At 58.8% G+C, this 5,605-nt stretch carries 1 protein-coding gene; it reads right to left on the reverse strand.

The genetic code is table 11. The features are described from left to right. Window positions 1-5,605, reverse strand: a 5,605-nt coding sequence (locus CLR69_RS21905; protein ID WP_131535231.1) for an Ig-like domain-containing protein, incomplete at both ends; no start/stop codon positions are given.

Consider the following 5,605-nt stretch of genomic DNA (forward strand, 5'->3'; position numbering starts at 1 on the left):
CACACTCCAGGTTTTGCCGTCCGCATTCACCGTGGTCTGGTAAGTTTCCGTACCGACTTTCACCGTCACTGCATCACCGGCCTTGACGTCATTATCGACCTTACCGGTCACCGCAATGGTCTGGCCGGACTCGGCCGCATTAATCACGTTATCACTGGTGACGTTATCGATAGTAATCGACGCGGTAGGTGCCACCGTATCCACGCCGTAAGCGTGACTGGTGTTAGCCGTCGTAACATTGCCCGCCGCATCACGGGTTGTCACCGTGGCAGAGATATCGCTATTGGCGGCCAGCACCGACCCCGGAACATTGACACTCCAGGTTTTACCGTCCGCATTCACCGTGGTCTGGTAAGTTTCCGTACCGACTTTCACCGTCACTGCATCACCGGCCTTGACGTCATTATCGACCTTACCGGTCACCGCAATGGTCTGGCCGGACTCGGCCGCATTAATCACGTTATCACTGGTGACGTTATCGATAGTAATCGACGCGGTAGGTGCCACCGTATCCACGCCGTAAGCGTGACTGGTGTTGGCGGTGGTCACATTGCCCGCTGTATCACGGGTAGTGACGGTCGCACTGACATCACTGTTGGCAGCCAGTACCGAACCGGGAACATTCACGCTCCAGGTCTTGCCGTCCGCATTCACCGTGGTCTGGTAAGTTTCCGTACCGACTTTCACCGTCACTGCATCGCCGGCCTTGACGTCATTATCAACCTTACCGGTCACCGCAATGGTCTGGCCGGACTCGGCCGCGTTAATCACGTTATCAGCCGTAACGTTATCGACAGTAATCGACGCCACCGGCGCATCGGTATCGACACCGTAGGTGTGACTGGTGTTCGCCGTCGTCGCGTTCCCTGCCGCATCGCGGGTGGTCACCGTGGCACTGACATCGCTATTCGCAGCCAGCACCGAACCGGGAACATTGACGCTCCAGGTTTTGCCGTCGGCATTCACCGTGGTCTGGTAGGTCTCGCTGCCCACTTTCACCGTGACCGCATCACCAGCTTTGACGTCATTATCAACCTTACCGGTCACCGCAATGGTCTGGCCGGATTCGGCCGCATTAATCACGTTATCGGCGGTGACATTGTCGATAGTAATCGACGCCACCGGCGCATCGGTATCGACACCGTAGGTGTGATTCGTGTTCGCCGTCGTCGCGTTACCCGCCGCATCACGGGTCGTCACCGTGGCACTGACATCACTGTTGGCAGCCAGTACCGAACCGGGAACATTGACGCTCCAGGTCTTGCCGTCCGCATTCACCGTGGTCTGGTAGGTCTCGGTACCCACTTTTACCGTCACCGCATCGCCGGCTTTGACGTCGTTATCGACCTTACCGGTCACCGCAATGGTCTGGCCGGACTCGGCCGCGTTAATCACGTTATCGGCCGTAACGTTATCGATAGTAATGGTTGCCACTGGCGCATCGGTATCCACGCCGTACGTGTGACTGGTGTTCGCCGTCGTCGAGTTACCCGCCGTGTCGCGGGTGGTGACCGTGGCACTGACATCACTGTTGGCAGCCAGTACCGAACCGGGAACATTCACGCTCCAGGTTTTGCCGTCCGCATTCACCGTGGTCTGGTAGGTCTCGCTGCCGACTTTCACGGTAATGCTGTCACCGGCTTTGACGTCGTTATCGACTTTACCCGTTACGGCGATGGTCTGGCCGGATTCGGCCGCATTAATCACGTTATCGCTGGTAACATTGTCGACAGTAATCGACGCGGTAGGTGCCACCGTATCCACACCGTAGGCGTGGCTGGTATTGGCGGTGGTCACGTTCCCTGCCGTATCGCGGGTGGTGACGCTCGCTCTGACATCGCTATTCGCGGCCAGCACCGCCCCCGGCACACTGACGCTCCAGGTTTTACCGTCGGCATTCACCGTGGTCTGGTAGGTCTCGGTACCCACTTTTACCGTCACCGCATCACCGGCCTTGACGTCGTTATCGACTTTACCCGTTACGGCAATGGTCTGGCCGGACTCGGCCGCATTAATCACATTATCGGCCGTGACATTGTCGATAGTAATCGACGCGGTAGGTGCCACCGTATCGACACCGTAAGCATGGCTGGTATTGGCGGTGGTCACATTGCCCGCCGGATCGCGGGTGGTGACCGTCGCACTGACATCACCGTTCGCCGCCAGTACCGCGCCCGGCACATTCACACTCCAGGTTTTGCCGTCGGCATTCACCGTCGTCTGGTAGGTCTCGCTGCCGACTTTCACTGTCACCGCATCGCCGGCTTTAACGTCGTTATCGACCTTACCGGTTACGGCGATGGTCTGGCCGGATTCGGCCGCATTGATCACGTTATCGGCGGTGACATTGTCAATTGAGATAGACGCCACTGGCGCATCGGTATCGACACCGTAGGCGTGACTGGTATTGGCGGTGGTCACATTGCCTGCCGTGTCGCGGGTGGTGACGCTCGCACTGACATCGCTATTCGCCGCCAGTACCGATCCCGGCACCGTGACGCTCCAGGTCTTGCCGTCCGCATTCACCGTGGTCTGGTACGTTTCCGTGCCGACTTTCACGGTAATGCTGTCACCGGCTTTGACGTCGTTATCGACCTTACCCGTGACCGCAATGGTCTGCCCCGATTCGGCCGCATTAATCACGTTATCAGCGGTGACATTGTCAATTGAGATAGACGCCACCGGCGCATCGGTATCCACACCGTACGCGTGGCTGGTGTTAGCCGTGGTCTCGTTGCCCGCCGTGTCGCGGGTGGTGACCGTGGCACTGACATCGCTATTCGCAGCCAGTACCGCGCCCGGCACATTCACACTCCAGGTCTTGCCGTCGGCATTCACCGTGGTCTGGTAGGTCTCGCTGCCGACTTTTACCGTCACCGAATCGCCGGCTTTAACGTCGTTATCGACCTTACCGGTCACCGCAATGGTCTGCCCCGATTCGGCCGCATTGATCACGTTATCAGCGGTGACATTATCGATAGTAATCGACGCGGTAGGTGCCACCGTATCCACACCATAGACGTGGCTGGTATTGGCGGTGGTGACATTGCCCGCCGTGTCGCGGGTGGTGACGCTCGCACTGACATCACCATTCGCGGCCAGTACCGATCCCGGCACATTGACACTCCAGGTCTTGCCGTCCGCATTCACCGTGGTCTGGTAGGTCTCGCCGCCCACTTTCACGGTAATGCTGTCACCGGCCTTGACGTCGTTATCAACCTTACCCGTCACCGCAATGGTCTGCCCCGATTCAGCCGCATTGATGACGTTATCGGCGGTGACATTGTCAATTGAGATAGACGCCGTTGGCGCCTCGGTATCCACACCATAGGTGTGATTCGTGTTGGCGGTGGTGACGTTACCCGCCGGATCGCGGGTGGTGACGCTCGCACTGACGTCACTGTTGGCGGCCAGCACCGACCCCGGCACCGTGACGCTCCAGGTTTTGCCGTCCGCATTCACCGTGGTCTGGTAGGTCTCGCTGCCGACTGTCACCGTCACCGCATCACCGGCCTTGACGTCGTTATCGACCTTACCGGTCACCGCAATGGTCTGGCCGGACTCGGCCGCATTAATCACGTTATCGCTGGTGATATTGTCGACAGTAATCGACGCCACTGGCGCATCGGTATCGACACTGTACGTGTGACTGGTGTTCGCCGTCGTCGCGTTACCCGCCGTATCGCGGGTGGTGACGCTCGCACTGACATCACTGTTGGCAGCCAGTACCGACCCCGGCACACTGACACTCCAGGTTTTACCGTCCGCATTCACCGTGGTCTGGTAGGTCTCGCTGCCGACTTTCACGGTAATGCTGTCACCGGCTTTGACGTCGTTATCAACCTTACCGGTCACCGCGATGGTCTGGCCGGATTCGGCCGCATTAATCACGTTATCGGCGGTGACGTTATCGATGGTAATCGACGCCACCGGCGCATCGGTATCCACGCCGTAGGTGTGGCTGGTATTGGCGGTGGTCACGTTGCCCGCTGTATCACGGGTGGTGACGGTCGCACTGACATCGCTATTCACGGCCAGTACCGCGCCCGGAACATTGACACTCCAGGTCTTGCCATCGGCATTCACCGTCGTCTGGTAGGTCTCGCTGCCCACTTTCACGGTAATACTGTCGCCGGCCTTGACATCGTTATCAACCTTACCGGTTACCGCAATGGTCTGGCCGGACTCGGCCGCGTTAATCACGTTATCGGCGGTGACATTGTCGACAGTAATCGACGCCACCGGCGCATCGGTATCGACACCATAGGCGTGGCTGGTATTGGCGGTGGTCACGTTCCCTACCGTATCGCGGGTGGTGACGCTCGCACTGACGTCACTATTCGCGGCCAGCACCGACCCCGGCACATTCACACTCCAGGTTTTACCGTCCACATTCACCGTGGTCTGGTAGGTCTCGCTGCCCACTTTTACCGTCACCGCATCACCGGCTTTGACGTCGTTATCGACCTTACCGGTTACCGCAATGGTCTGGCCGGACTCGGCCGCATTAATCACGTTATCGGCTGTAACGTTATCGATAGTAATGGCTGCCACCGGCGCATCGGTATCCACACCGTAAGCGTGACTGGTATTGGCGGTGGTCACGTTGCCCGCCGTATCACGGGTGGTGACGGTCGCACTGACATCGCTATTCGCGGCCAGTACCGCGCCCGGCACATTCACACTCCAGGTTTTACCGTCGGCATTCACCGTGGTCTGGTAGGTCTCGCTGCCGACTTTCACGGTAATACTGTCACCGGCCTTGACGTCATTATCAACCTTACCGGTCACCGCAATGGTCTGGCCGGACTCGGCCGCGTTAATCACATTATCGGCTGTAACGTTATCGATAGTAATGGCTGCCACCGGCGCATCGGTATCCACACCGTACGTGTGACTGGTGTTGGCGGTAGTCACATTGCCTGCCGTATCACGGGTCGTCACCGTGGCACTGACATCGCTGTTGGCGGCCAATACGGTGCCCGGCACACTGACGCTCCAGGTCTTGCCGTCGGCATTCACCGTGGTCTGGTAGGTCTCGCTGCCGACTTTCACCGTCACCGCATCACCGGCCCTGACGTCGTTATCGACCTTGCCGGTCACCGCAATGGTCTGGCCGGATTCGGCCGCATTAATCACGTTATCAGCCGTGACGTTATCGACAGTAATCGACGCCACTGGCGCATCGGTATCCACGCCGTACGCGTGACTGGTGTTCGCCGTCGTCGCGTTACCCGCCACATCACGGGTCGTCACCGTGGCACTGACATCGCTATTCGCCGCCAGCACCGAGCCCGGCACCGTAACGCTCCAGGTCTTGCCATCCGCATTCACCGTGGTCTGGTAGGTCTCAGTACCCACTTTTACCGTCACCGCATCACCGGCCTTGACGTCGTTATCAACCTTACCGGTCACCGCAATGGTCTGGCCCGATTCGGCCGCGTTAATCACGTTATCAGCCGTGACGTTATCGACAGTAATCGACGCCACCGGCGCATCGGTATCCACACCATAGGTGTGATTCGTGTTGGCGGTGGTGACATTGCCCGCCGGATCGCGGGTGGTGACCGTGGCACTGACATCGCTATTCGCAGCCAGTACCGAT

The sequence above is a fragment of the Pectobacterium zantedeschiae genome, assembly GCF_004137795.1.
In the GTDB taxonomy this organism is placed as follows: domain Bacteria; phylum Pseudomonadota; class Gammaproteobacteria; order Enterobacterales; family Enterobacteriaceae; genus Pectobacterium; species Pectobacterium zantedeschiae.